This is a genomic window from Rubrivivax gelatinosus, from assembly GCF_016583785.1.
GTDB lineage: Bacteria > Pseudomonadota > Gammaproteobacteria > Burkholderiales > Burkholderiaceae_C > Rubrivivax > Rubrivivax gelatinosus_B.
Genome location: NZ_NRRU01000004.1, coordinates 53,745 through 79,159, shown reverse-complemented (window position 1 = coordinate 79,159; position 25,415 = coordinate 53,745). Strand labels below are relative to the sequence as shown.

The window sequence follows — 25,415 nt, the reverse complement described above, 5'->3', positions numbered from 1 at the left end:
CCTCGCTGATGGGCCGCGTCGTCTTCATCGGCGCCGGCCCCGGCGCCGCCGACCTGATCACCGTGCGCGGCGCCAGCCGCCTGGCCGCAGCGGATGTCGTGCTCTACGACGCGCTGACCGACCCGGCGCTGCGTGCACATGCACCGCGCGCCGAGTGGATAGACGTCGGCAAACGCGGCTTCTGCCACTCCACCCACCAGGCCGAGATCGACGCGCTGCTGGTCGAGACCGCACGCCGCCACGCCGTCGTCGTGCGCCTGAAGGGCGGCGATCCCAGCGTCTTCGGCCGGCTCGAGGAGGAACTGGCGGCACTGGCGCAGGCCGGCATCGAATGCGAAGTCGTGCCCGGCGTCACCGCCGCACTCGCCGCAGCCGCCGCAGCGCAGCGGCCGCTGACGCGCCGCGCGCGCGGCCGCAGCATCGCGCTCAGCACCGCGATGACCCGCGAGCGCCGGCTCGAAGCCGGCCGCAGCGCCGACACCCAGGTGTACTACATGGCCGGGCGCCAGCTCGCCGAACTGGGCGCGCGGCTGCTCGCCGCCGGCTGGACGCAGGACACGCCAGTGCTCGTCGTCTCGCGCGCCGGCTGGCCCGACGAAGCGCAGAGCAGCCACGCCGTCGCGACGCTGGCCGAGGCCGCGGCACGGCACGCCGGGCGGCCGACGGTCGTCGTCGTCGGTGCCGGCGCGTCGCCGCTGGCCCTGGCCGCGCCGACCCTGCCGCATGAGCAAGATCAAGCCGGAACCCCCAAGGGCGAGGCGTAAAATTCCGCGCCTTGGCGCCCTCCCCCACGACCGCGTCAGTCCTGACATCACAACCGAGCCCGTTCCATGACTCACGTCGTTCTCGATTCCTGCATCCGCTGCAAATACACCGATTGCGTGGATGTCTGCCCCGTCGACTGCTTCCGTGAAGGGCCGAACTTCCTCGTCATCGATCCCGAGGAATGCATCGACTGCGCGGTCTGCATCCCGGAGTGCCCGGCGAACGCGATCCTGCCCGAAGAAGACGTGCCCTCCGATCAACTGCAGTTCGTGCAGCTGAACGCCGAACTGGCCAAGGTCTGGCCGACGATCACCAAGCGCAAGGCGCCGCAGCCCGACGCCGACGAGTGGAAAGACCGCAAGGACAAGCTGCAGCACCTGATCCGCTGAGCAGCCGGTAGCGCCCGGCGACCCGCATGACACCCAGCTCGCCGCCCGGCGCTGCGCCGCTTACCCCGATCGAGACCGACGCGCTGATCGTCGGCGCCGGCCCGGTCGGGCTGTTCCTGGTCTTCGAGCTCGGGCTGCAGGACATCCGCGCCCACGTCGTCGATGCGCTGCTGCACGTCGGCGGCCAGTGCGCCGAGCTCTACGCCGACAAGCCGATCTACGACATTCCCGGCGTGCCCGTGTGCACCGGGCATGAGCTCGTCGAGCGGCTGCAGCAGCAGATCGCGCCGTTTTCGCCGACGCTGCACCTCGGCCAGGAACTGCGTTCGCTGGCGCGCACGGCCGACGGCCGCTTCGACTGCGAAACCAGCACCGGCACCCGTTTCCTTGCGCGCACGGTGTTCGTCGCCGGCGGGGTCGGCTCGTTCCAGCCCAAGACGCTGCGTGTCGCCGGCATCGAGCGCTTAGCCGGGCGCCAGCTCTTCTACCGCGTGCGCGACGCCGCGGCCTTCGCCGGCCGCCATCTCGTCATCGCCGGCGGCGGCGACTCAGCCGTCGACTGGGCGCTGCACTTCGCCACCGACGTTGCGCAGCGCGCTGCCAGCGTCACGCTGCTGCACCGGCGCGACGAGTTCCGCGCCGCGCCGGCGCAGGTGCGGCGCCTGGCCGAGCTGCGCGCCGCCGGCACGCTGCGGGTCGTCATCGGCCAGATCACCGGCTTCGAGACCGAAGGCGAGACGCTGGCGCGCCTGCAGTTGATGACAGCCGACGGCGGCAGCGACACGCTGGCGCTGGAGCACCTGCTCGTCTTCCACGGCCTGAGCCCACGCCTGGGGCCGATCGCCGACTGGGGGCTGGAGCTCGAACACAAGCTGGTGACGGTGAATCCCGCCACCTTCGAGACCAGCGTGCCCGGCGTCTTCGCCGTCGGCGACATCTGCCACTACCCGGGCAAACGCAAGCTGATCCTGTGCGGCTTCCACGAGGCGACGCTCGCCGCCTTCGCCGCCGTGCCCTACGTCGACGCCGAGCGCCGCGTGCTGCTGCAGTACACGACCTCGAGCCCGCAGCTGCACCGCCTGCTCGGCGTGACGACGCCTTCACCGGATTGACACGGATCGTCATCGGCCGCCACCGCTGACGTATCATCCGCCCCGCTTCGCGCCACCTACCCGGTGCGCGGGGCATTCGCTAGGGGTGTTGGCCGCCTGCCATGCGCGGACGGCCGACTGAGAGAGTCCCTTTGAACCTGATCGTCCGCCGACGCTGCAAGGCCGAGGCGGCGACCCGTCCTTCACCGGACGGCACGAGGTAATGCTCGCGCAGGGAAGCACACCTTTGGGCCCAGGTGCGTGCGCACGCGCCGGCCGTCCTCCGGTATGCCGCCCTGCCATCGCCCAAGGTAACCGATGGCAAGACAACACACGCTCACCCGCTGCGCTTTCGCCGCAGCTCTCCTCGTCTCCAGTTTCGCCGCAACGGCGCAGACGACCGAGACGATCACGATCACCGGCAGCTTCGAGCGCCTGCCCGGTTTCGCCGGGTTCCCCGGCCAGACCGACGCGCGCACGCCGCTGCAGGCCCAGGTCTACGGCAGCGAACGCCTGGTCGACGAAAACGTCGAGCGGCTGGGCGACATCACGCGGCTGGACGCCGGCGTCTCCGAGGCCTACAACGCCACCGGCTACTGGGCCGGCCTATCGGTGCGTGGCTACACGCTGGACAACCGCTTCAACGTGCGCCGCGACGGCCTGCCGGTCAGCGGCGAAACCAGCTTCGCGCTGGAGAACAAGGAAGCCGTCGAGGTGCTCAAGGGCGCCAGCGGCATCCAGGCCGGCACCAGCGCGCCCGGCGGCCTGGTCAACCTGCGCGTCAAGCGCCCGGTGGCCGGCAAACGCAGCGCCACGCTCTGGTGGGAAGGCTCCAGCACCACCGGTGCGGCCGTCGACGTCGGCGACCGCGCCGGCCCCGACGGCGCCTTCGGCTGGCGCATCAACGCCGCCTACGAGGACATGGAGCCGCGTGTGCACGACACCGACGGCCACCGCCGGCTGCTCGCCGTGGCGCTGGACTGGCAGTTCGGCAGCGACAGCGTGATCGAGTTCGAAGCCGAGAGCAGCCGCCAGCAGCAGCCCAGCATCGCCGGCTACAGCATGCGCGGCAACGTCGTGCCCGACGCCAAGGACATCGACCTGCGCACCAACCTGAACCAACAGCCCTGGAACGGCCCGGTCGAGATGGCAGGCGACACCGCCTCGCTGCGCTGGCGCCAGCGCCTGGCCGGCGACTGGGAGCTGCGCGCCCACGCGATGGTGCAGAAGCTGCGGATGGACGATCGCACCGCGTTTCCCTATGGGTGCTACGGCTGCTACGCGGCCGACCCCAGCCTCGAGTTTCCCGACCGCTACGCCCCCGACGGCAGCTTCGACTACTACGAGTACCGCAGCCTGAACGAGCGCCGGGACAGCAGCGCGCTCGAGGTCGCCATCAGCGGCAGCGCACGAACCGGCGTCATCGGGCACGCGCTGGAAGCCGGCGCGCTTCGAACGAAGTACACGGGACGGTTCGAGGATCAGGTGTATCAGTGGGCCGGCGTCGGCAAGGACGACGGCAGCATGATCACCGATGGCTCGGACGGGACGCTGAGCCCCAACACCGACCGCGACGAACGCAGCACCGAGTTCTTCGTTCGCGACGCCATGACACTGCCCGGCGGCTGGAGCCTGTGGAGCGGGCTGCGCCACACGCGCCTGACGCGCGAGAGCGTGCGCACCAGCGCAGACGACGACGGCGGCCTGCGCGCCACCGACTACGACCAGGACGTCACGACGCCGTGGCTGGCGCTGGCCTACCAGATCACGCCGCAGACCATGGCCTACGCGAGCTGGGGGCGCGGCGTCGAGTCGGCGGTGGTGCCGAACCGGCCGCGCTACGTCAACGCCGGACAGGCGCTGCCGGCGCTGAAGAGCCGCCAGCGCGAGATTGGCGTCAAACACGCCGGCAGCGAGCTCGAAGCCAGCGTCGCGCTGTTTCAGATCGAACGCCCACGCATCGGCGAGTTGAACGCCGCTTGTGACGGCGACGTCGACGACTCCTGCCGCCAGGGTGTGGTCGGCGAACAGCGCCACCGCGGCATCGAAGCCAACGTGTTGTGGCGCCAGGGCGCAGTGGACTGGCGCGCGAGCGCAATGCTGCTGGACGCCGTGCGCCACGAGTCCGGCAGCGGCGACGGCCTGCGGCCGGAGAACGTGCCGTCCAAGACACTGCGTCTAGGTGCCGACTGGCGCGTGGCGCAGGTGGCGGGGCTGGTGATGCAGGCCGACTTGCGCGCCGAAGGCGACCGTGTCGTGCTGCCTTACGACGACAGCGTGCGCATCCCCGGCTGGGCCAGCCTGGACCTGGGTGCCCGCTGGACCCAGCAGTTGAGCAGCGGCCGCAGCATCGTCTGGCGCGCCGGGGTCGACAACGTCTTCGACCGCAAGGCCTGGAAGGAATCGCCCTACCAGTTCGACCACGTCTATCTGTACGCGCTGGAATCACGAACGCTCAGGGCCAGCGCATCGGTCAGGTTTTGACATCCTGATTTTTCGGGCTATACTCTTGGTCTTCCTTCCCCGATAGCTCAGTTGGTAGAGCGCCGGACTGTTAATCCGTAGGTCCCTGGTTCGAGCCCAGGTCGGGGAGCCAGAATAAACAACAGGTTAGCGACGAAAGTTGCTAGCCTGTTTGTCTTTCTGGGTAGGTCGTGTCCGATCGGTGTCCGAAAACTCGCACCGAAGAGGCCGGCCCGCCTGCTAGTCCTAAGCAGCACTTAGGCCCCAAGACATCCTACAAGGTTTGGCCGGCCCACCCGAGGCACGGTCCCATCCCCTTGCGCTGCGGTCCGGGAGCTTTCCGCTACTGCCACGGCGTCGAGGTGCGACACGGGGCCGCAAAGCGTCGACCGAGTGCAAGCAGCGACGCGCGCGGTGCTCGGAGCCTGCGCTTCGCCGTCGCATCGATGCCTCCGCGATGAACGCGCGAAACCGACCGGCAGCTTGAGACTGATCTCGGGTGCTCGCCCGCGAAGCTCCACGGCGTGCTATTGACCCTTTGCTGTCCTTCGGCTTGCGTCGGTGGGCAACAGCAGCAGAGTGAATGCAGACCCTTCGATTTGCCTTTGAATGTTCGCTGGCGCCGCAAGCGGCCACTGAGTAGCTATCACCGTCGAGGGGCAGACTGCCGCTTCGCAGCGGCCGCGGAAGTCTTCACCCCGATCACCGTTAGGACCACGCCCTCCGAAAGCCGGACGCTTTGAGACTCGACTTCCGCGGTTCGGAGAGCCTGACTCGACACCCACCGACTCGCTGGTTCGACGGCAGGTCGTGACATCCGCTCCCCGTCGTCGAACACCATACCGAAGGCCGCAGTCTCATAACTCAGCTCGCTCGGAATGTAGGTGTCCTCTGGCATGGCATCGTTCCGTACGGACCATGAGAGGCCGTGCGGCTTGTGGCACAAGACACACGCAGCCACCGCCGACCGCTTCACGAGCTTGATTGCCGATGCCGTCAGGCTCGCGCGGAAATCCTGTCCCAGCTGCTTCGCTGTCTCCAAGCTGGTCTTGCGGCCCTGGATCCAAGGGTCCACGAGGTAGTTGGGAAGGAGCAGTTGGCTGGCGTACGCGTTTGCCTCCGCTTCCGCTGACTTCGCCTTGACGTTCTGAGGGCTGATGTCCTCTTGGGCGCACTGGAAGCCGCCCGTATGCCGGTCCCGCATCCAGTGGGCCAGCTCATGCCCGACTGAGAAGCGCTGACGCTCCGGTCGGCAGCCCGAGTTCACCGTGATGGCGGCTCTCTTGCCGATCGCGACCAATCGAGCCTCGCAGCCACAAAGTGGCGCGTAGCGGACCGGCGCGCCTTGGTCGTCGGCTATCGCGTCAAGGTCGATGTGCTCGGGCCTTGTGACGCCGTAGCGCCAAAGGAGACGCTCGGGTTCGCTGAGCCGTTCGACATCAATCGCGCTCATCTGGCTTCAGGGCGCCAAGTCGGACAAGGTCGTCGTACAGGCTCTCCCAGTCGCTCTGCGATTGCTGCCTGCCATCTCTGAAAGCTACTCGAAGCTCTGGCTCTCGAGCAAAGACTTCCCGAATGGCTTCCTTGATGCGTTCAAGAGAAGGGCACTTCGACGCTCGCCGTTGAGTGGACGCGGGGGTTCTGTCCTTCACGAGCTGCTCGCGAAGCACGCTGGCGGCCGCCTCGCGCATGGAAGAACGAATCTTCTCAGCTAGCTCGTTGAAGTCGAGGCCTTCCTCTTCAGCCTGTTCGCGAAGGTCAGCCTCGCTCGCTAGCAAGACGTCCTCTAGGGCGAGCCGCCGGAGCGCGGCCAATTCATTGGCGTGCTTGCGCTTGATCATCGCTTGCCCCCATCGGCGAATAACTGCTCCAGGCCGCGCCGATACGCCCGATGAGCACTGTCGTACTCCGTCTGCGTCATGTCGAACATTTCGCGAGTTTCAGTGGCGCTGAGATCGGCGAGCCTGCCCTCAATCAGGTTGGTGACCGCCGGCTTGTCCGCAAAGTGAGCCTTGATTCTGGCAATGTGCGCCTCAGCCTCGTTCTCGCGCTGACCTCGCTCTTCGACCTCGATTAGCGCGTCTTCGACGGAGGGGACGTGCCTGTCCAGTTCGCCAAGCACATCGTCTGCCGACTGGCCTTCCAGGGCCAGCGCTTCAATCGCGACGCGATTGCGCTGGTACCAGGAGTCGCGTGAGTCGCTCGCGAGACCCTCCATTGACTTAATCAGGTAGGCCTCGAAGGGCACGTCCAGCGGCCAAGGGCGCCCTGGTTGGCCGGCGGCCGCTTGCATGCAGCGCTTCACAGCCTCGTCGAGCAGTTCTGAGGGGTCCTGGTACTCAGACCCGCCCATGAGCACTCGCGCTGCGCGGTGCACCTTGTGGGCCGGCGAGAGCCCAAGTTGCTCGATCGCCGCCTGAACGTCAGACGACGTCGCGTACTTTCTGTCGGTGTTCTCGTCGTCCAGCACTTTGAAGTCCTCTTCATGCGCCGCCCCCTGATCCTCCCATGTATGCGGGGCTGCCGACGAGACCGGACAAGAGTCGCGTTGTCCGTTTTTGGCCGGCACACCTCATACAACGGTAGGGCTCCCCCTTCTCCCCTAGCTGGGACTGACTGGTACGAGCCCAACCAAGTGAAAACCCTAGACAAGTACTGTATATTCGTCCAGCAAGTATGACCAAAGTACCTGCGCCTGCCTTGAACGATGCTGAGCTCGCGGCAGCGATTGGCACGTCTGTGGCGCGATCTGGCAAGTCGGAGGTGCTGATTGCCACTCGTCAGGGTAGCTCCGCAGTGTGGGCACGTCCGGCGAAGGCCTCAGAACCGTGGCAGCAGGTCGGCTCCGGCGACTTCGGCCAGCAGTGCGTCGACGAGGTGGTCGCCAAGCGCGGGTTGACGGTCTTGCTGGCGCCTGTCACGAGCTCGCCGCGAAGCATCACACCGGAAACAGCCGCTCTCGCAGCCACGTCGGTCAAGAAGCCGGCGCTTCAGGCCTGGCTGAAGGCGTCGCTCGCGGCGTGCGGGCTCATTGAGGCGCGCAAGGGCAGCGGCCGGGCAGGAGCCATCACTTCCCCAACCAGGGAAAAGGTGCTGTATCGCGCCGCCTGGCGCTGCCAGATGGACGGGTGTGCCGAAGATCTGCGCACCCACCTCGGCGCAACGACGACCGGCAACTTCAGCTACTTGGCGCACATCGTCGCCGCATCGCCAGATGGGCCTCGCGGTGACCCTGCTCGGTCGGCAGAGCTGGCGGACGACCCCGACAACATCTTGCTGCTCTGCGACAAGTGTCATCGGACGATTGACCGCGTCGATGCCGATAGGTACTCGGTCGAGTACCTCAATGCAATGCGTGAACGCAGTGTGGCGGCGGTTCGGCGGCTGCTGGACACGCTGGCCTACCCGCGGGCGCGCGCCATCAGCCTGATCGCTAGCATCACGGGGCAGGTTCACCCGCCGCTGACCCAAGCAGAGATGGGCGAAGCCCTTTGGTCTCAGGGCATTCGGGCGGACGAGAAGTCGCCCCAGGCGCTGGTGTCCATCCCGCGTCAGCTGCCAGACCCTCACGATGCTGCGTATTGGTCTGTGGTCATGCGAGGGCTGCGGGATTCGACGGTCGCTCTGCGCGGCGTGTTGGAGGGGTCGAGCAGCGACGAACAGGCGCCGGAGCGCCTGGCGCTGTTTCCGCTCTCCAGCACCTCGGTCTTGGTTCTCGCCGGCCGCGTCATTGGCGACAAGGCCAACGTGACGGTGTTCCAGCCCTTCAGGAATGCGTCAAAGAATCGGTGGCTCTGGTCAGTGGGTTCGAGTGCCAACCAGTTCCAGGTGTCCACCGCCGGCGTTGGCGAGCGCGGGGGAGAGGCATGCCTGCGGGTCAGCCTTACCTTCGACATCGCCGACGACCGCGTGCCGATCTCCGGCGCGCCCACGATGCACATACGGGCAGAGCGCCAGGGCATCGACGCCATCGCGCGGCCGGAAGACCTGGTCGCCTTCGGCCTGTGCGTGGACGAAGCCTTGAAGGTCCTGCAGGACCAGTGGAAGGTTGGAACGGTGCATTTGTTTGTTGGTGCGCCTGCAAGTGCCTGCTTAAGGCTGGGGCAGAAGCTGCAAGCACGACATCACGCGACCGTTGTCGTCTACGAGTCGGTTCAGGGCTCAAAGGGTTTCGAAGAAACCATCCGCATCACTCGTCGGGAGGCGCGTCACGAGCCCACCGGTGAGTCCTTTGACCTCAATCCGTGACACCAAGAGGGAACTCATGAGTACACAAAACAAGCTCTCCAAGCGTGTCATCGCAGCCCTGTCTGCGCGTCGTGACGAGGCTCAGTGGGAGAAGCTCATCGTTGGGCTGCTGCACAAGCTGGAGCTGCCGCGCGAGAAGCGGCTCAAGGCAATCGAGAAGTACGAGAAGCTGGGGCGCCACATCGCCCGAAAGCTCGGCGTTGGCGAGGCCGATGTTCACATGCTCGTCCAAGGCTCGATGGCGACGCAGACGACGGTGGCGGGCTACGGGCCGCAGAAGTTCGACCTGGATATCATCGTCAAGCTCAGCTCCCCGCGCTTCACCAACTTGCGCGAGTCGGAGCAGTTCTTCGCCGATTTCGGTAAGGCGTTGGAGGGGGCGGACCCCGATGCAGGTGAGCCCGACGAGAAGAACCGCTGCTGGCGCCTGCAGTATCCGGGTTTCGCGTTCTACTTCGACGTCACACCCGCGATCCCGTTGAGTCTCGGCATCACGGGTACGGACCTCCGGGTGCGCGACAAGGTGCACGTCTGGTCGCCGTCAAACCCGCAAGACCTGATTGCCTGGTTCTGCGCCATCGCCGACAAGCGCTTCGAGTTCCAGAAGATGGTTCTCTCGAAGGTTGCGATGGACCACGCGCAGATCGACCCGGTGCCGGACACGCCGGTGGCTATCGACGACATCTTGCGCCGCATCGTGCAGATCCTCAAAGTGCACCGCGACAGCTACTTCCGCGGCATGCCTCAGGAGATTCGAGACGCCATGCCGATTTCGGTCATCCTGGTGACCCTGGCGGCGAAGGCTTACGACTATCTCGTGACCCACGAGAAGCGCTCGTTCAGCTCGGCCATCGAAGTCGCGCTGGAGGTGGCGGACCGTCTGCCGGAGTTCATCGAGCGCGGCAAGGGCTACGCGGAAGTGCCCAATCCGAAGCTGCCGTTCGAGAACTTCGCGGACAAGTGGCGGACAGATGGCGGCCTGCGCGAGCGGCAGTTCAAGGCATGGCACGCGAGGCTTGTAGCTGACTTCGATGCCCTGTTCAGCGACGAAGTCAGCCGTGCCGACGAAACTAAGATCCGCAATATCTTCGGACAGGCGGGTGTCGATGCGTGGAAGGCGTCGCAGCTGAGGCCTGAAGGCGTGTTCGGCGGACTACTGCTCAACCCGTCCGCGGGAAACCCCACGCGCCCGGCGTCTACCGGCTCGCGCAACACCGCCGGCTGACAGACCGAGTACATGGACCGCGACGCCCCGTTTTCGAGCGCTGCAAGGGCAGTAGATACCTGGCTCCGTTCGGAGCCCGGTCTTGTGCTGCGCGCGGCTCGCGAACTGGACTGGTGGGAGCTGCGCGCGGTGCACGAGTTGCTGCCGACGGGCCAGGCGAAGCTGGTGCTACCGCCGGGTTTCCCTGGTGAGCCGCCAGAGGTGTTCGTCAGCAAAGGCCGATGCCTTGTAGTGCCCCACATCGAGTCGAACGGCCGGGTGTGCACCGGTGTTTCTTCACAGCCTGACGACTACGCTGATCCGATTGGCGCGGTGCGCCGTGCGCTGCAGGCACTCGCGGAACTGCTCGACAAGAGCCTCGACCCGGCATGGCGTGAGCTTGAGTTCGCGCGGGAGGCACGCTCCTATTGGGACGCGTACTGCCTGCAGCGCCGCCAGGCACCTGATGCGCGCCCCGTTCCGGTCATAATGGATGCGGACCTGAGTGGCCTGGCGAACGTGGCCGACGGGGCGCTGGGTGTCTTTACGTTGGGCAAGGAGGGCACTCGCAACGCGGCGGCCGTCTTTGCCACCGCCGGCGCGCAGGACCCCATGTCGCTGGCCGTGCGGCACGGGCGAGCGGCGGGAACCCACGTCGCCGGCCACGCGCTCTTCATCCGGCTGCCCAGCACCTTTGCATGGACGCCGCAGACTTGGCCGACGTCTCTCCTGCAGCTTGGACAACTGGTGTCGCAGGTGACGGCAGGGGAGGTTCAGCTGCCGGCCTGGCTGGCCAAGCACAAGGACCGCAAGCCTCGTCCCTACTCCGTCATCTTCGTGCACGGGGAGATCGCATATGGCTATCTGTTGACTCCTGCGGTCGTGCCAGGTCTGGCGCCCGCCGGTATCTTCCCGGTTGGCGTGAGGCGCCTTGATGCCGACTGGGCACTTGCTCGTGGCCAAGGCCTGGACATCCTGCATCTGCGGCGCAAGGCCCGAGTGCTCCTTCTGGGGGCAGGTTCGCTCGGAGCACCCGTCGCCGAGCACCTCGTGCGCTCGGGCGTCGGCGACCTCACTGCCGTCGACCACGAGACTATGGAGTCTGAGAACACGGGTAGGCATACGCTAGGGCACACCAGCGTCGGCAGGTACAAGGTGCTTGACCTGCAAGCTCGCTTGCTGCGAGAGGTGCCTGGTGTCTCCGTGAAAGCTGAGCCGATGCGCGCAGCCAAGTACGTCCAGACCCATGTGCAGCCCGGCGCCTTCGACCTGGTGGTTGACTGCACCGCTGAGTCGGCGGTCCGAACCCTGCTGTCTGCGCAACGCCATGGCCGTCTTGCTGGAACGCCCGTGGTGATGACCTGGGTCGAGCCCTTCTGTGCCGCGGCCCATGTGGTTGCACTCGGCGCTGCCGATGTGTGGCCAATGTCAGATCCCGCCGACCAAGCAGTCAATGTGGCCGAGTGGCCAGATGACCCTCGAGTTCGGCTGCCGATGTGTGGCGCGGGCTTCCACCAATATGGAAGCGCCGACATCGGGCAAGCTGCAGGCTTCGTGGCCCAACGAGTCCTGGACATCATCGACGGTGCGGCCGCTCTGCCAAAGGTGTGGTCGCGCATTCGCTCTCGCGAGTTCTTCGACAGCCTTCCGGTTCGAAGTGAGCCGCGTACAGTGGTGGCAGTCCTGGGCTCTGCGAGCGGCGCGATGGAGATTGAACGCAACTTCCGCGATGTCATCGAGCCCGATGGCGACTGAGCTGACCTACCGCTTGGCGGGCGCGAGCTGGTCCTTGGTGCTTGAGGCAAGCGTAGTCAGTTTCCTGATGGGGCAGGCGCAGCGCGGCCGCACGTCGCGCGAGCGAATCGGCCAACTCTACTCACGGGACCTGTCTAGTACCCGTATCGTGATTAACGCGGCGACTCAGCTTGAGCCGCGTCAATCTTCATATGCCAGGGTCACGTTCGACGCGCAGCGAATGGCTGCTGAACGCAGGACGCAGTTCGAGCGTGGCCTGCACTTTGTTGGGCTTTGGCATACACACCCGGAGCCCGAACCCGTCCCCTCTGAGCTGGACCGCCGTCTCGCGGAGGACCATGCAGGTGCAGCTTCGGACATGCGTGCCGGCATCGTGTTCATGATCGTCGGCAACCTGAGGTCTTCCCGGAGCCTGCGCGTGTGGGTGCAGGAGTCTGCATCCCGGAGTGCCAGGCTTGAAAGGCGGCTTCTTCCGATGGAGCAGGTGCCGGTCGGGGCAGCTCAGCGAGGCTAGCGACTAGAGATGCTGCGAGTCAGGCGAAAGAGCTCAGCCTGATACAAGGCGTCCTCAAGCGCATCGTGCGTCCCGGTGCGCTTCGGACTCAGCCGCTTGGCCATCTTGCTTGAGCCCGTCTGGTGCCAGGTGCACCCGGTTGCGCCCATATACAGCGCCTTGATGTCCAACGCAGTGAATCCGAAGGGGTTGCCACCCACGAAGCGGTGAAAGTAGTAGTTGACGAAGCTCCAGTCGAACGGAGCGTTCAATCCAACAAAGACTGCCTTCGTCCCGTCCTGCGTGGCTTGAGCGATCCACTCGCCAAACGCAGCCATGGCTTCAGCCGGGGGCTGGCCAGTGCGCTCGAGTTCGTCAAGTGAGAGGCCACTGACGCTCATCGCTTCCGGCACCGCGTTTCGGTTCAGCGGCTTGAGCGATGCCGCAAAGGTCGTCGAGTCATCATCGACCAGGCAAGCACCGATGGTTAGCAGGCTGTACTCGCCGGGGATGGGGCCGGAGGATTCGATGTCGACCGAGATGTACTTCTCGCGCATGCAGTTCAGCATACCAACAAGCCTGGCGGGAGTGAGAAAGGGGCAAGATCGCGGGTCGATCAGAGGCCCAAAGGTCAAAGCACCTCAGCCCTACACCCGTTGGTACGGGTTACGACCGAGCGGCCGCTGTTGGCCGGCAGCGGTCACTCACCCGCCTTCCGCGAATGGCGGCACCCGCTGCGGAGCGGCCACCCGTAACCAAACGGGCTGATGCGCCCTGGCGCACCAACGGCTGCGGATTGACAGGCGACACGGTTACTCAGTCGAGGGCGAGCTGGAACGTGCCGATGGCGGTGCAGGGGATCGTCATCGTCATCGGCCGTGCCGGCGCCACGACGACGCTGGTGCCTGTCGTGTAGGCGATGCCTCCGCTGTACGTGTCGACGCGCGCCCGCGTGCCGGCCGGCTCGCCGTAGACGACGAACCGCGCGGCGCCGTCGGGCGCGAGGACCGACCCGACGAAGAACGGGTGGCCGAGGAAGCTCGGGCGCACGAACCGGATGTCGACGACCCCGGCCTGCAGCACCTGCCCCTCGCCGTCGAGGAAGGTCAGCGCCGGGCAAACACGGTGTCGCCGAAGAAGCCCCCGAGCAGGTCGTCCTTCAGCCTGACACGCCGTCCGGACTCCGACGCCGGCGGCAGCGTGAATGCGGCGAAGTAGGCCTTGCCGCCGGCGAAGGCCCTCGCGGGCGATGACACCGAGCCTCTTCGGGCACCGCCTCGCTGGAGTGCGTGACGCCCCACTGATACGCGCGGGCTGCGGCGCGATGCACGGCAGCCTTCCTCTGTCCGCCGGCGTTCAACGCCGACCGTCGAACGCCCGACGAAACGGCCCGCGAAGTCATCGCATTTATTTGGGCTCGCTGCCGCTACGCTGGCGGGACGTTATGCGACGCACGAGGAGCCCGAGATGCAGCAGACGACCCCCGACTACGGCCCGCGTGGCCAGGACACGCGCCCCACGTTTCTGCGCCTGCCCGCCGTGATGAAGGAGACCGGGCTCGGGCGCACGACGATCTACCGCTTGATCTCCGAGAGGCGGTTCCCGCCGCCGTTCCGGCTGAGCACGCGCGCCGTGGGCTGGCGGCGAGTCGACATCGACGCCTGGAGCGATACCCGGGCACAAGCGGACCACTGACGGCGAATCGGTCGACGCCGCGCATCCGTGCGGCGCGCCGCCATCGGAGAACGCCCGGGGTGCACGCACCGTGCTCGCCCCGGGCCTCGTCGTCACTGCGGCAGCATCGTCAGCAGCTTCATCACGACGCCAATGAAGTAGAGGCCCAGCAGCACCTTGCCGACCTTCCACGTCGTGAACCGGTAGCGGTGGTTCTCACACAGGGCCGTGTGAAGCCGTCGCACGGCCGCCAGCGCAGCCAGGCTGATCATCAGGCCGCCGACCATGCCGCCGCGCTCGGGCAGTTGGAAGGCCAGCGCCATCCACGCCGCCGGCCAGGCCAGCGCGTCCAGTGCACCCAGCAGCACCCTGCCCGTCCAGTACGGCGCATCCGGCTCGGCTTCGCGCGTGAACAGAATCAGCATGATCTTCTCCCCCTTCGTTGGCGGCCACCGCAGCCTTACCTGGGATCCATCGCATCACGAAAGCACTCCCGGTAGAACGCGCACGGAAACTTCTCGTTAAAACTTTGAAGAACAGCAGAAGAAACGACGGCGTTGACGATCAGCAGCTCGATCTGGCGCACGAGTTTCAAGACGTCCCGTAAAGTTCCGGCAATGCGATGCGAACCCGTCTGCGTTGATCTGCACCAGTCGGCGCATTAGCGTTAACGCGGCAACGCTTGCTCGATTGAGCTTGTTGCTGCCCCGTGCTCAACACGCCCGGTTGCCATTGGTAACGCAAAGTGGGCGGCCGTCCTCTTGGATTGCACTGCACGCCGTGGTTATCTATGGGCCGTTGCCGAGAAGCCCGGGGCACCGCGGCCACCGACAGCCGCCTCCCCGAAGCGGCCCCGCCTACCACTCCCCATCTCGGAGGCGCCATGCAGCTCGATCAGCGTTCGTGCCCCCCGTTGCGTCACGGCCGGGGCCGACCACCGCTTCAGCAGGCTCGCTCGCACGCGGACAGCCCTGCGGTCTTGCATTTCGGACCGGCTCACGGCAGACGCAGCCTGGGGATCGTGCTCCGGCGCCACGGCGCCGAGCTTTATGTCGAGCGGCACGAGGCGACCGCGCGAGCCACGGCGACCGCATGCATGCTGTTCGAGAACCTCGACGGCTTCCTCGCCTGGGCCACCACACAAGCCGAGCGCTATCAGGACCCGCTGATCAACCAGGAGCTCGCCCGCCATGGCCGCCGCCTGCTCGACCGGGCGTGAGGCCCGTGCGCTGGCTGCGGTCGTCTCGCGTGCGGACTACCCGGCCCGGGTTCATGCGGCGGCTATGCGCATCGCGGATGCCGCAGATGCTTCAGAAGCCGTTGAGCGCCTTCGCGATGTGGCCCAGGCGCTGGGGGCGGAGAGAGCCGCCTTCGCGAGCTTCGTGCGGGACGGAGACGGCGTCGAGGCGTGCGGCGTGCTGACCGCCTGCGATCCCCTGCTGGCCGACGAGCTCCAGGGCACGCGCGACTGCAAGGCGCACCCCTGGGTCGCCTACGCGATGGAGCGCCTGCCGGTCGCCGTGGCCGAGCGGCTGGGCCGGCTCACCGGCGACTACCCCGTGGCGTTCGAGGTGGCCCGCGCCTGCGGCTTCGCCTCGACGGTACTGGTGCCCGTCCACGGCCCGCTGGGCTACACGCGCCGCGGGCTGCTATGCCTGGGCTCGGCGACGCCGGGCTACTTTCACGACGACGCGGCCTTTGCGGCGCTGCGCCTGCAAGCGCGCACCGTGGCGTTCGAACTGCACGAGTGGTGGATCGAGCAGGCGAACCAGGATGTGCTCGCGCTCGCCGGCCTGGATGAGGAGGACCGCGCGCTGCTGATGGATCTCGAGGCCGGGCTGACGAGCAAGCAGATCGCCCCCAAGCTCGCGCTCAGCGCGTGCGCCGTCGACTCGCGAGTGCGGCGACTCAATCGGCGGCTGGGCGTGACCCGCCGCCGCGGCGCCGTGAAGCTGGCGGTTCATGCCGGCCTGCTGGACTCGCCGTCCTCGTCCTCGCCCTCATCCGCCCTGTCTTCGCCATCCTCGTCGTCTGCGTCATCCTCCTCGCCGAGCCAGGCGCGAATCGCCGCGGACAGCGCTGCCGGCTCGAACGAATCGAAGGCCAGTACCGGCAACTCGCGGCGGGATATGCCGACAGCCGACACCTGAGCTTCGAGGTCAGGGGCGAGTTCGCCGAGAAGCGTCGCGGCCAGCATCTCGTCCGCAACGTCCTGCCCGCTAGCGGGCTCACCGGCGTCCTCGGCGTCGCTGTGCCGCCAGTGCCGCAGCCGTTCGGGCAGCGGGACGTCGAGCCGGTAAAGCGGCGACACGGCGATCGCGTCGCCGAGCGCCGGGGGAAGCTCCAGGGCGCCGAGTTGTCGGGGCACGAAGCTGGTCCAGACCGGCCGTTCGGCACTGAAGTCTCGCAGCCGGTCGATGATGGCTGTCTCGAAGGCCTCCTGGCTCGGCTGCGTCCCCGCGGCCTGCCTCGAGCCGGCCGTCCAGCCGGCCATGCGCTGCAGGTCGAGCGTCTGGTGCGTCTCGTGCGCCCCCATGCTGTCGAGCACGCGCGAGGTCTCGCAGCCCAGCGGCGACGCGAGCACCCGCCAGCTCACCAGACGAGGCAGCAACTCGAGCCCGGCACGCACCCATTGCCGGTAGCTGTCCCAGCCGCCCGGCAGCACGTCGACCCCCAAGTTTTGCAGTCGCAGCGCGGCCGCCAGGTTGCGCGCCGTCGGCTCGCCGCTGGTGCAGTAGAGCAGCACCCGCTGCCCCGGCCTGACCCGGGCCAGCAGCGTCCCGAGCGGGTCCGGCATGTAGGACCGCGGCGCCGCCTCCTGGGCCAATCGCGCGCCGCCTGACGAGTCATCGGGATCGCCCGGGACGTAATGGAACGCACCCGGAAGGTGATCCCGTTCGAAATCAATGCGCGGCCTCAAGTCCACGACGAGAGCGTAATACCGGAAGTCCTGGATCTCGATCCGGTTCGTGTGGAAGTAGCCACCGATCGATTCAATGTCTGACACAGGAGCCGGTGGGTGTTGCGGCCCTTGGTGCGACGAATTGGTGTTCGAAGTCATCGCATTTATTGACCCGTATTGGGTTTAGATTGAAGGCACCGATGCAGCCGATCCAATCGCTTCCCGGCCCCTCAATCCATCCCGAGTGCGACATGAACCGCCAACCCACTGTAGAGCGCAAGGCCAGGGCTGCCAAGCTGGCCGCCCCCCTGGCCCTGATGCTTGCATGCGCTCATGTCCAGGCGCTCGATGGCTGCCTGGTGCTGCTGTGCCTGGCCGCTCCGAGCTGGAGGTCCATCCCGCAGTGCGTGCCGCCGATCCACCAGCTCTTTCGCGACCTTCGGCACGGCCGGCCGTTCCCGACTTGCGACATGGCCGGGCCGGGAAACCGGTCCGGCCACCAATGGGCGGCAGCTCCCGCCTTCTGCCCGCCCCAGTACACGCGACAGGTCGATGCGCCCAACGGGCCGGAGTACGTCTGCGACTGGCGCGGCGCGATCTCGGTCCAGATCGACAACCAGCTCTGGAGCCGCACCTGGTGGAACAGCGGCGACAGCGTCACCGAGTTCAGCGACGTCGCCAAGGCGCAGCTGCCGGGCTGGGACACGCGCTTCGACGAAGACTTCGCGCGCTGGCAGGCCAGCCAGCCGCCCGAAGGCTCGGGCTGCTCCGACTGCTGAGGCCGCCATGCCGCTGGACCCCGCCGCCCTCACCTCGCTGGTCGTCGCCTGTGCGCCGCAGGTGCACCCCAGCACCGCGCTCTTGCTCATCGACACCGAGAGCGGCGCCAACCCGTACGCCATCGGCGTCGTCGGCGGCCGCCTGGAGCGCCAGCCGCGCCACCGCACCGAGGCGCTGGCGACCGTGGCGATGCTGGAGCGCGACGGCTGGAACTACAGCCTGGGCCTGGCGCAGATCAACCGCGCCAACTTCGCGCGTCTGAACCTGGACCCGGCAGCTGCCTTCGATGCCTGCCGCAACCTGCAGGCGATGCAGCAGGTGCTCGGCGAGTGCTTCGACCGCGCCGGCCTGCCCGGCCAGCGTTCGCTCCAGCGGGCCCTGTCCTGCTACTACGCCGGCGACTTCAGCACCGGCATCTCCCACGGCTACGTCGCCCGCGTCGTCGACGCGGCACGAACGATGCGCCTGATGAAGCCCCCGTGACGACGGCGCAGAGCCTGAGCTTGTGTCCCCCGCCGTCAGTTCACTGGAGAGCACCATGCGCTGGAACCTGTTCCTGCGACGCATCGAGCCGTCGCGTCCCTCCGAACCGCGTCCCTTCAATCGCCGCGGCCTGCTGGCCGTCATCGTCCTGTGGCTGTGCATCGCCTCGGCGCTGCTGCCGCCGCCGGTCTTCGCCCAGGGCTTCGAGAAGATCAACGAGACCGTCATCAAGATCGAGGACATCCTCATCGTGATCTCGATCGCGGTCGTGACGATCGCGATCATCTGGGCGGGCTTCAAGATGATCTTCCAGGGCGCCCGCCTGTCCGACGTCGCCAACGTCCTGATCGGCGGCACGCTGATCGGCGGCGCGGCGGCCTTCTCCAGCTTCATCGTCGCCTGAGGGGCACGTCGTGGCCGAGGCCATCTACAAGGGCGCGACGCGGCCGCCGATGCTCTTCGGCGTGCCCCTGGTGCCGTTCGTCGTGCTCGTGGGCGGCAGCGCGCTCTTGGTCCTGTGGATCGGCCCGATCCTGACCTGGTGGATCGTGCCGGTGGCGGGTCTCGGCCTGGTGCCGGCGCTCGTCTGGATGCGGTACCTCACGCGCAAGGACGACCAGCGTTTTCGCCAGGCCTTCCTCGCGATGCGCCTGCGGCTGCTGGACCGCAATCGCCACTTCTGGGGCGCGCGCAGCTACGCCCCGTATCCCTACCGCGGAGGCCGCGATGCCCGCGTTCGCTGATCTGCTGCGCCCCACGGCGACGGCCAAGCCCCGCTACTGGGACCGGGCTGCCCAGGAGAACGCGCTGTCGCGCTTTGTGCCGTTCTCGTCGCTGGTCACCGAGCACGACGTCATCACCCGCGGCGGCGACTGGCTGCGCGTGTGGCGTCTGGACGGCGTCGCGTTCGAGTGCGCCGATCCGCACCGCATCGCCGACCGCCACGAGGCGCTGTGCAGCCTGCTGCGCAACCTCGCTGGCGGCCAGTTCGCGCTCTGGACCCACCGCGTGCACCGGCGCCTGGACGATGCTCTGATCGAGCCGTCCGAGCCAGGCTTCGCACAGGACCTGGCGCGTGCCTATGCGACTTCGCTGCAGGGCACCCGGATGCTGGGCAACGAGCTGTACCTCACGCTCGTCTACCGCCCGCAGCGCGACGCGGCCGCCCGCGCGGTCCGCAACACCCGGCGCAGCCGCGACGAGATCGCGCGCGACCAGGCCGAGGCGCTGCGCGTGATGCAGGAGAGGACCGCGCTCGTGCACCGCGTGCTGCGCGGCTTCGGGCCGGAGCTGCTCGGCAGCGCCGAGCGCCACGGCATGCGCTTCTCCGAGGTCGCCGAGTTCCTGGGCTTCCTGGTCAACGGGGTCCGCCGGCCGGTCCCGTTGCAGGCCGGGCCGCTGTACCGGACGCTGCCCGCCTCGCGCCTGTCTTTCGGGGGCGCCACCGTCGAGATCCGCTTCGGCGATCTGCGCCGCCACGCGGCCTTCGCCGACATTCACGAGTACGCCGACACCGTCGCCCCGGGTGTGCTGAACGCGCTGCTCTACGAGCAAAGCGAGTTCGTCGAGACGCAGAGCTTCTCGATCCTGCCGCGGCGCGAGGCGATGCGGGCACTGACGCTGCAGCGCAACCAGCTGATGGCCAGCGAGGACGTCGTCGCGACCCAGATCGAAGACATGGATGTCGCACTCAACGAACTCGGCGACGGCCAATTCTGCATGGGCGAGTACCACTACAGCCTGCTCGTCTTCGGCGCCGATGCGGCGGATGCCTCGCGCCGCTCGGCGCAGGCGGTCGGCGCGGTCGGCGAGTCGTGCAGCCTGCAGCTGAGGCCGGTCGACCTGGTGGCCGACGCGGCGTGGTTCTCGCAGTGGCCCGGCAACTGGCGCTGGCGCCCGCGCGCGGCCCAGCTATCGTCGCGGGCCTTCGCGGCGCTGGCCAGCCAGCACGCCTTCGCCGGCGGCAAGCGTGACGGCAACCCCTGGGGCGAAGCGCTGGCGCTGCTGCGCACGCCCAGTGGCCAGCCCTTCTACTTGAACCTCCACAAGAGCCCCGACGACGAGGACTCCGAGGACAAGAAGCTCCCCGGCAACACGCTCGTCATCGGCTCGACCGGCGTCGGCAAGACGACGCTCGTGATGTTCCTGCTGGCGATGACGCGCAAGTGGCAACCGGCGCCGCGCCTGGTGCTGTTCGACCTGGACCGCGGCAGCGAGATCGCGCTGCGCGCCATCGGCGGGCGCTACTTCACGCTCGAGGCCGGCAAGCCGACCGGCTGCAACCCGCTGCAGCGCGATCCCACGCCGGCACGGATCCAGTTCTGGGAACAGCTCGTGCGGACCTGCTTGGAGACGCCGGCACTGCCGCTGCTGCCGGCCGACGAGCAGGCCATCGCACGTGCCGTACGGGCTGTGGCGCTGATGCCGCGGCCGCTGCGCCGCTTCTCCACCGTGCGCCAGAACCTCCCCAAGGGCGGCGGCAACAGCCTGCACGACCGCATGGCCCGCTGGTGCGCCGGTGGCGCGCTCGGCTGGGTGTTCGACGAGGCAGACGACCGGCTGGTCGACTTGCACCAGGCCTCGGCCATCGGCTTCGACACGACCGAGTTCCTGGACCTGCCCGAGGTGCGCACACCGGTGATGCTCTACCTGCTCGACGTGATGGGCGAACTGGTCGACGGCAGCCGGCTGATCTACGTGATCTCGGAGTTCTGGAAGGCGCTCGACAACCGGGTCTTCAGCGACTTCGCCAAGCAGAAACAGAAGACGATCCGCAAGCAGAACGGCCTGGGGATCTTCGACACCCAGAGCCCGTCGGACGTGCTGCAGCACGCGATCGGCCGCACGATGGTTGAGCAGAGCGTGACCAAGATCTTCCTGGCCAACCCCGAGGCGCAGCGCGACGAGTACGTCGAAGGCTTCGGGCTCACCGAGGCCGAGTTCGGCATCGTGCGCAGCCTGTCCTCGACCGGCGGACGCCGCTTCCTGGTCAAGCAAGGCCACGAGAGCGCGCTGTGCGAGCTGGACCTCGCCGGCATGCAGGACTTCGTTACGGTGCTGTCGGGCACGACGGATAACGTGGCGCTGCTCGACAGCATCCGCGCAACGGTGGGTGACGACCCTCGGGACTGGATGGCGCCCTTCCTGGGCGCGGTGCGCGAGCGCACCGCCAACTCGTCCAGGAGCGCCCGATGAACACCGTCACCCTGCTCGGCCTTGCCACGGCCGTGACCGCCCTCGCCCTCTGCCCCGCGCATGCGCAGTTCGTGAAGGGCAACGAGGCCGTGCGGATGACCGCGACCGGGAAGGTTGTGACGACGCCACCGGTGCCGGCATCGATGGGACAAGTCTGCCGCGCCGACGCCAGCTGCCATGCGGGCGCCTGGCGCATGGTGGAGACGAAGGACGGACTCATGGAGTGCACGGATCCGTTCGCACGACCAGGCGCATGCCGCACATCGACATACGGCAGTCAAAAGCTTCGGCGCGTTTGGGTCGTTCTTCGCAAAGACGAATGGGTCCAGTGCCAATACCCCGAACTCGGGAGCAAGTGCAAGCCACTGTTCGCCCGACCGCCCGCAAACATGGCGCCTGACGCCATCCAGTAGAGGAGACTCAGATGTTTACCTGGCTCGGCGAGAAGGTGTCGACAATATTGAGCACTTACGTTCTTGAGGTCGTGAGCAAACTTTGCACAATGTTGGCTCCGATGGTGCTCATTTCAATGACGGTATGGATCCTCTTGTTCGGATATTCCGTATTGCGAGGCGAGGTCAACGAAACCGTACCGCAGTTCGTCTGGAAGCTCGTGAAGCTGTCGATGATATTCGCTGTTGCCCTGCAGAGCGGTTTGTACATATCGACAATCGCCGAATCAGCCAAGGATCTCGCGCTGAGTGTTGCGACCGCATTTGTGCCGGCTGGCTCTCCCGCGGAACTGGTCACCTCGCCATACGAACTACTCGACGAATTCAACACCAGCGCCAGCAAGCAGACCTTCGACATTTTGAAAGAGGCCAGCCTGCTTCGCCTGGACCTCGTCTTCGCGACCATTGCCTTCGCATTCGGCTCGGTTGCGTTCCTGTGCATTGCCGTGTTCGTCGTGACGCTCTCGACCGCACTGCTCACGTTTGTGCTCGGCATAGGACCTGTCTTCGTGTTCGCACTCGCGTGGAAGCCGACACAGCGTTTTTTCGATAGTTGGGTCTCGATGCTTCTGAACGCAGTCGTCCTGACCTGGTTCTCGTTCTTTGCTCTGGGCCTGAGCACGTACCTGGGCCGGGAGGTTTTTCTCGCCATCGAAGAGGGCGGAGGATTCCTCGGGCCCAACCTCAACGTGCTCGGCGAGTCGTTGCGTTACTGCGTGTTGATGCTCGTGATGGCGATCCTCTGCTTCCAGGCACCGGCCCTTGCCGCTGCCCTCACTGGCGGCCCGGTCGTCCAGCAGGGCATCCAGATGCTGCAGAACGCGCTCATCGTCTCGGGCCTTCGCAAGGGCAACAAGACGGTGAGCAGCCTCACCGGCGGCTCGATTCGGGGCGGCGGCGGCGTCCCCTACACCGCCGGAAATCTGGTCGGTCGCGGCGTCGGTGCTGCGGCGAGAGCGGCGCGTGCGGCCCGCGACGCGGCCTCCGGCAGCCATCAGCCGAATCGGCCGCGCTGAAGTCACACAGAGTTCCTTCCACACCCCTGCTCCAAGGAGGCTTGCCATGGCACTCCCAGGCCGCGCCTTTGCCGTTTCGGTCGTCGCCGGGCTCATCACCGGCCACGCCGGCGCCCAAGGCATCCCAGTCATCGACAACGCCAACCTGCTCCGCGCCGTCGAGCAGGTGATGAACGATGTCACCCAGATCGCCAACCAGGTCGAGCAGATCCAGCGCCTGCAGGCTCAGATCGAGAGCAGCAACGGTCGGCGGCTGCTGGGGGCGGTCGCCAACGATCCGGGGCTTCGCAACTACGTCCCGGCAGAGGTCTTCACAGCACTCAACGCCGTGGACGGCTCGGGCTACTCGGGGCTCACCTCGACGGCCAAGGCGTTGCGCGACGCTGCCCGCATCTACAACTGCGAGGACCGCGGCGGCGATGCACGCACCGCCTGCCAGGCGGCTCTGGCCAGGCCGTACCAGCACAAGGGCCTGCTGCAGGACGCGATGCAGGCCGCCGCCGGCCGCCTCGCGCAGATCGACGCGCTGATGGACGAGATCGACGCGACATCCGATCCGAAGGCCATCCAGGAGATTCAGGCCCGGGTCGAACTGGAGAACGCGCAGCTCGCGCACGAGGCCTCGCAGATCCAGATGCTGCAGGGCATGGCCGACAGCGAAGAGCGCATCGAGCGCTCCCGGGAGCGCGAGCGCCAGCAGCAGAACCTTACCCGCACGTCGAGCCTCGGCTCCTACCTCGACTGAAGGGAGCACGTGATGGACCTTCGTTCAATGGCCGACAACGTGTTCGGCCGTGCCAATGCGGCCTGGGAAGTCGACCGCGCCGAGATGCTGGAGCGCTCCGAGCGCCGCGCCTGGCGCGTTGCGATGGCCTCCGGCTTCGTCGCCGTGCTGGCGGTCGGCGCCGTGCTCGCGCACGGCCCGCTGCAGCAGGTCGTGCCGCTGCCCATCGTCGTCGACAAGCGCACCGGCGAGACGACGGTGCAGCAGCGGCTCACCGAGGAGACGATCCCGGTTCAGGAGTCGCTGGACAAACACAACGCCGCCGTCTTCGTGCGCAACCGCGAGGGCTACAACTGGTGGTGGCTGCAGCGTGACTACGACCAGGTCGCGCGCATGGCGGTGCCGGCGGTCTTCGCCGACTACAGGCGCCAGTTCGAGGGCGAGGCCTCTTTGCAGAAGCGCCTGGCCGGCAACGAGGAGTGGCGCATCGACGTTGTCGGCGTTCGGCTTGCCGCCACCGGCCGCAAGGGCACGCGCGGCGAGGCCACCGTGACGTATGAGAAGACCGTGCGCCAGCCCGTCCGCGGTGCGCCCGATGTGACGACGCGCCACGTGGCCAGCATCGTCTACGAGTACCAGCCCAAGGTGCTGTCCAACGAGGCCGACCGGCTCGAGAACCCGCTCGGCTTCGTCGTCCTGGCCTACCGCTCCGATCCCGAGATCGGCACCGTGCCGCTCGCGACACTGGCGCGGGCTCAGCCGTGAGGATGCGATGCGAAGCGCCGCCACCTCAATCGCCGCCGCTGCGCTGCTGGCGCTCGGCATCACACCGGCACTGGCCGCTGATCCGCGGCTGAAGGAAGTCGTCTACGACTCCGGCGCCGTCGTCACCGTGCCGGTGCGCAAGGGCACTGTCACACACGTCGAGCTGGCTGCCGACGAATCGATTGTCGAGGTGGCGAGCGGCCTCGGCGCCGACTGTGCCAAGCCCGACGCGAGCTGGTGCGTCTCCGCCCAGGCAGGCGGCCGCAACCTCTTCGTCAAGGCGCGCAGCGCGGCACACGAGCCGAACAACCTGGCCGTCGTCACCGATCGCCGCAGCTACATGCTGCGCTTCCAGGTGCTCGCCGACCGCGATGCGCGCCAACCCGTCTATCGGCTGGCGCTGAAGTCACCGGCGCCGCCGAAGCGCTCCGAGGTCGCTGCAGCCACGCTGCCCTCATTGCCCCAGGTACGCGAGGCCGACATCGTCGCGGAACGGCTCGGCACCGCCCCGGCCGTGGTCAACGCCAGCTACTCGATCGCCGAAGGCGCGGGCTCCGAGCACATCGTGCCGACGCTGATGTTCGACGACGGCCGCTTCACCTACCTGCGATTCCCGAACAACCGCGAGGTGCCGGCTGTGTTCCACGTGCTCGGCGACGGCAGCGAGACGCTGGTCAATGCGCGCATGGAAGGCGACCTGCTCGTCGTCGACCGTGTCAGCCGGCGCCTGAAGCTGCGCGCCGGCAGCGCCGTCGTCGCGGTCTGGAACGACGGCTTCGACCTGGATGGCGTGCCGCCCGAGAACGCGACGACGGTGCTCGGGGTCGCGCGCGTCATGCGGGAGCACCCGGCTCCGCAGACGGCAGCGGTCGAGCCGCCGGCCGGGCCAGACCGACCGCAGCCGGCGCCGCTGTTGCGGGCCGATCGCAGCACCGAGCCAGGAGCCTCGCGATGAGCACCGACCGGACTCCCAACGGCCCGCCACCAGGGCAACCGGACGCCCCGGCGCCTGGGCA

28 protein-coding genes and 1 tRNA gene are annotated in these 25,415 nt (G+C 67.4%); 21 read left to right on the top strand and 8 right to left on the bottom strand.

Translation table 11 applies throughout. The features are described from left to right. Positions 1–8: 8 nt before the first annotated feature. The 5 genes from cobA (at position 9) to CKO43_RS02230 (ending at position 4,841) form a co-directional block, all read left to right on the top strand. On the top strand, positions 9–764 hold the full coding sequence (gene cobA / locus CKO43_RS02250; protein ID WP_200377700.1) for a uroporphyrinogen-III C-methyltransferase: 756 nt from the start codon (positions 9–11) through the stop codon (positions 762–764). A gap of 66 nt (positions 765–830) precedes the next feature. Then, positions 831–1,154 carry a ferredoxin FdxA gene (gene fdxA, locus CKO43_RS02245; protein WP_200225348.1) on the top strand — a complete coding sequence of 108 codons (324 nt, stop codon included), beginning with the start codon at positions 831–833 and terminating at the stop codon, positions 1,152–1,154. A gap of 26 nt (positions 1,155–1,180) precedes the next feature. Continuing rightward, positions 1,181–2,266, top strand: coding sequence for an NAD(P)/FAD-dependent oxidoreductase (locus tag CKO43_RS02240; RefSeq protein WP_200377699.1), 1,086 nt, complete (start codon positions 1,181–1,183; stop codon positions 2,264–2,266). A gap of 297 nt (positions 2,267–2,563) precedes the next feature. Then, complete coding sequence (locus CKO43_RS02235) at positions 2,564–4,729, top strand: TonB-dependent siderophore receptor (RefSeq protein ID WP_200377698.1); 2,166 nt, start codon at positions 2,564–2,566, stop codon at positions 4,727–4,729. 36 nt (positions 4,730–4,765) lie between these two features. After that, positions 4,766–4,841, top strand: a tRNA-Asn gene (locus CKO43_RS02230). Positions 4,842–5,354: 513 nt separating this feature from the next. Here the strand turns inward: CKO43_RS02230 and CKO43_RS02225 are convergent. The 3 genes from CKO43_RS02225 to CKO43_RS02215 are packed head-to-tail and all read right to left on the bottom strand — an operon-like array spanning position 5,355 to position 7,178. Further along, positions 5,355–6,161 carry an ImmA/IrrE family metallo-endopeptidase gene (locus tag CKO43_RS02225; protein ID WP_200225345.1) on the bottom strand — a complete coding sequence of 269 codons (807 nt, stop codon included), beginning with the start codon at positions 6,159–6,161 and terminating at the stop codon, positions 5,355–5,357. Further along, positions 6,148–6,549, bottom strand: coding sequence for a hypothetical protein (locus CKO43_RS02220; protein ID WP_200225344.1), 402 nt, complete (start codon positions 6,547–6,549; stop codon positions 6,148–6,150). Before CKO43_RS02220 ends, CKO43_RS02225 begins: the two co-directional genes overlap by 14 nt. Then, positions 6,546–7,178 (bottom strand): hypothetical protein, encoded by a 633-nt coding sequence (locus CKO43_RS02215; protein ID WP_200225343.1) that lies wholly within the window; start codon positions 7,176–7,178, stop codon positions 6,546–6,548. The genes CKO43_RS02220 and CKO43_RS02215 overlap by 4 nt, the downstream gene beginning before the upstream one ends. A 230-nt stretch (positions 7,179–7,408) precedes the next feature. Between CKO43_RS02215 and CKO43_RS02210 the strand changes: the two genes are divergently transcribed. From CKO43_RS02210 to CKO43_RS02195, 4 genes are read left to right on the top strand one after another with little or no spacing between them, the layout of a single operon-like run. After that, positions 7,409–8,956 (top strand): HNH endonuclease, encoded by a 1,548-nt coding sequence (locus tag CKO43_RS02210; protein WP_200225342.1) that lies wholly within the window; start codon positions 7,409–7,411, stop codon positions 8,954–8,956. Between the two features lie 16 nt (positions 8,957–8,972). Next, positions 8,973–10,181, top strand: a complete 1,209-nt coding sequence (locus tag CKO43_RS02205) for a nucleotidyltransferase domain-containing protein (RefSeq protein ID WP_200225341.1) — start codon at positions 8,973–8,975, stop codon at positions 10,179–10,181. A 12-nt stretch (positions 10,182–10,193) separates the two neighbouring features. Next, positions 10,194–11,915, top strand: a complete 1,722-nt coding sequence (locus tag CKO43_RS02200) for a HesA/MoeB/ThiF family protein (protein ID WP_200225340.1) — start codon at positions 10,194–10,196, stop codon at positions 11,913–11,915. Next, positions 11,905–12,429: a Mov34/MPN/PAD-1 family protein gene (locus CKO43_RS02195; RefSeq protein ID WP_200225339.1), complete on the top strand. Its 525-nt coding sequence runs from the start codon at positions 11,905–11,907 to the stop codon at positions 12,427–12,429. Before CKO43_RS02200 ends, CKO43_RS02195 begins: the two co-directional genes overlap by 11 nt. On the opposite strand, the gene CKO43_RS02190 is transcribed toward CKO43_RS02195, so the two are convergent. The 3 genes from CKO43_RS02190 to CKO43_RS02180 all read right to left on the bottom strand — a co-directional run bounded on the left by CKO43_RS02190 (position 12,426) and on the right by CKO43_RS02180 (position 13,664). After that, positions 12,426–12,965, bottom strand: a complete 540-nt coding sequence (locus CKO43_RS02190) for a 3'-5' exonuclease (RefSeq protein ID WP_200225338.1) — start codon at positions 12,963–12,965, stop codon at positions 12,426–12,428. The genes CKO43_RS02195 and CKO43_RS02190 overlap by 4 nt on opposite strands. 259 nt (positions 12,966–13,224) lie before the next feature. Further along, positions 13,225–13,491, bottom strand: coding sequence for a hypothetical protein (locus CKO43_RS02185; RefSeq protein ID WP_200225337.1), 267 nt, complete (start codon positions 13,489–13,491; stop codon positions 13,225–13,227). A 23-nt stretch (positions 13,492–13,514) separates the two neighbouring features. Further along, entirely contained in the window at positions 13,515–13,664 is a 150-nt protein-coding gene (locus CKO43_RS02180) for a hypothetical protein (RefSeq protein WP_200225336.1), read from the bottom strand. A 211-nt stretch (positions 13,665–13,875) separates the two neighbouring features. Between CKO43_RS02180 and CKO43_RS02175 the strand changes: the two genes are divergently transcribed. Continuing rightward, positions 13,876–14,103 carry a helix-turn-helix transcriptional regulator gene (locus tag CKO43_RS02175; protein WP_200225334.1) on the top strand — a complete coding sequence of 76 codons (228 nt, stop codon included), beginning with the start codon at positions 13,876–13,878 and terminating at the stop codon, positions 14,101–14,103. A 92-nt stretch (positions 14,104–14,195) separates the two neighbouring features. Here CKO43_RS02175 and CKO43_RS02170 read toward each other — a convergent pair whose 3' ends face one another. Continuing rightward, the gene (locus CKO43_RS02170) at positions 14,196–14,507 is read right to left on the bottom strand and encodes a hypothetical protein (protein WP_200225333.1); all 312 of its coding nucleotides are present in this window, start codon (positions 14,505–14,507) and stop codon (positions 14,196–14,198) included. 458 nt (positions 14,508–14,965) lie between these two features. Between CKO43_RS02170 and CKO43_RS02165 the strand changes: the two genes are divergently transcribed. After that, entirely contained in the window at positions 14,966–15,301 is a 336-nt protein-coding gene (locus CKO43_RS02165; protein ID WP_200225332.1) for a hypothetical protein, read from the top strand. Between the two features lie 741 nt (positions 15,302–16,042). On the opposite strand, the gene CKO43_RS26095 is transcribed toward CKO43_RS02165, so the two are convergent. Then, positions 16,043–17,143: a rhodanese-like domain-containing protein gene (locus CKO43_RS26095; protein ID WP_200225331.1), complete on the bottom strand. Its 1,101-nt coding sequence runs from the start codon at positions 17,141–17,143 to the stop codon at positions 16,043–16,045. A gap of 92 nt (positions 17,144–17,235) precedes the next feature. On the opposite strand from CKO43_RS26095, the gene CKO43_RS02155 reads away from it, so the two are divergent. Genes CKO43_RS02155 through CKO43_RS02110 form a run of 10 tightly spaced genes read left to right on the top strand, consistent with a single transcriptional unit; the run spans position 17,236 to position 25,354 of the window. Beyond that, on the top strand, positions 17,236–17,763 hold the full coding sequence (locus tag CKO43_RS02155; protein WP_200225330.1) for a hypothetical protein: 528 nt from the start codon (positions 17,236–17,238) through the stop codon (positions 17,761–17,763). Positions 17,764–17,770: 7 nt separating this feature from the next. After that, complete coding sequence (locus CKO43_RS02150; protein WP_200225329.1) at positions 17,771–18,247, top strand: lytic transglycosylase domain-containing protein; 477 nt, start codon at positions 17,771–17,773, stop codon at positions 18,245–18,247. A gap of 55 nt (positions 18,248–18,302) precedes the next feature. Beyond that, entirely contained in the window at positions 18,303–18,650 is a 348-nt protein-coding gene (locus CKO43_RS02145; RefSeq protein ID WP_200377697.1) for a TrbC/VirB2 family protein, read from the top strand. A gap of 10 nt (positions 18,651–18,660) precedes the next feature. Further along, a complete protein-coding gene (locus tag CKO43_RS02140; protein WP_346014369.1) occupies positions 18,661–18,990 on the top strand; it encodes a type IV secretion system protein VirB3 in 330 nt (109 codons plus the stop codon). Next, a complete protein-coding gene (locus CKO43_RS02135) occupies positions 18,974–21,442 on the top strand; it encodes a VirB4 family type IV secretion/conjugal transfer ATPase (RefSeq protein ID WP_200225327.1) in 2,469 nt (822 codons plus the stop codon). Before CKO43_RS02140 ends, CKO43_RS02135 begins: the two co-directional genes overlap by 17 nt. Beyond that, positions 21,439–21,855: a hypothetical protein gene (locus CKO43_RS02130; protein WP_200225326.1), complete on the top strand. Its 417-nt coding sequence runs from the start codon at positions 21,439–21,441 to the stop codon at positions 21,853–21,855. The genes CKO43_RS02135 and CKO43_RS02130 overlap by 4 nt, the downstream gene beginning before the upstream one ends. An 11-nt stretch (positions 21,856–21,866) precedes the next feature. Beyond that, the gene (locus CKO43_RS02125) at positions 21,867–22,910 is read left to right on the top strand and encodes a type IV secretion system protein (protein WP_200377696.1); all 1,044 of its coding nucleotides are present in this window, start codon (positions 21,867–21,869) and stop codon (positions 22,908–22,910) included. A 46-nt stretch (positions 22,911–22,956) separates the two neighbouring features. Continuing rightward, a complete protein-coding gene (locus tag CKO43_RS02120) occupies positions 22,957–23,655 on the top strand; it encodes a type IV secretion system protein (RefSeq protein WP_200225324.1) in 699 nt (232 codons plus the stop codon). Between the two features lie 12 nt (positions 23,656–23,667). Next, positions 23,668–24,399, top strand: coding sequence for a virB8 family protein (locus CKO43_RS02115; RefSeq protein WP_200225323.1), 732 nt, complete (start codon positions 23,668–23,670; stop codon positions 24,397–24,399). 7 nt (positions 24,400–24,406) lie between these two features. Beyond that, positions 24,407–25,354, top strand: coding sequence for a TrbG/VirB9 family P-type conjugative transfer protein (locus CKO43_RS02110; protein WP_200225322.1), 948 nt, complete (start codon positions 24,407–24,409; stop codon positions 25,352–25,354). Positions 25,355–25,415: the final 61 nt, after the last annotated feature.